This is a genomic window from Vibrio sp. 970 (assembly GCF_033339075.1).
On sequence record NZ_JAWOTW010000239.1, the window covers coordinates 1 to 757 of the forward strand.

Sequence of the window (757 nt, forward strand, 5' to 3'; positions counted from 1 at the left end):
AGTTGCACTGAGCGATCTAAGGCTGAGGTCGGCTCATCAAGCAAGATAAACGACGGTTCCAAAATCAAGGCTCGTGCAATCGCAATACGTTGACGTTGCCCACCGGAAAATTCGTGCGGATAGCGGTTTATAGATGCGGGATCCAAACGTACTTCGCGCAGAACATCACGTGCTTTTTGCATGCGTTCTTTCTTGTTTAAATATGGTCGGTGGACGGTTAATCCTTCAGTGATGATTTCCCCGATGGTCATACGTGGTGAAAGCGAACCGTATGGATCTTGGAACACCATTTGTACGTCTTTTTTCAGATCGAACCGCTCTTTATCACTGAGTGAGGCCATGTTTTGACCTTTAAACTCAATTTTTCCGGTAGACGGTAGCAAACCGATCAACGCGCGCCCTAACGTGGATTTACCCGAACCGGATTCCCCAACAATGCCTAGTGTTTCGCCCTGTTTTAGTTGTAACGAGATGCCTTTTACCGCTTCGAAGTACTCGTTTTTGCTTGGGATAAAGTGAGGCGTCACCAAAAATTTCACACGAATGTCTTCAGCGTTGAGCAATTCCGACGCTTTCTCATCAACGGGGGTTTTGCTTCCTTTCGGAATCGAGTTAATCAGCATTTTGGTGTATTCATGCAGAGGTTCAGAAAACAAGTGCTCAGTAATGCCTTCTTCAACGACCTCACCTTTGCACATCACCAACACACGATCGGCAAAGTGTTTCACCACGCCTAGGTCATGGGTGATAAATAAAA

The 757-nt window shown here is 46.2% G+C and carries 1 protein-coding gene; it reads right to left on the reverse strand.

Translation table 11 applies throughout. From position 1 onward, the window contains the following. Positions 1-757, reverse strand: a 757-nt coding sequence (locus tag R7Q11_RS25920) for an ATP-binding cassette domain-containing protein (protein ID WP_225466970.1), incomplete at both ends; no start/stop codon positions are given.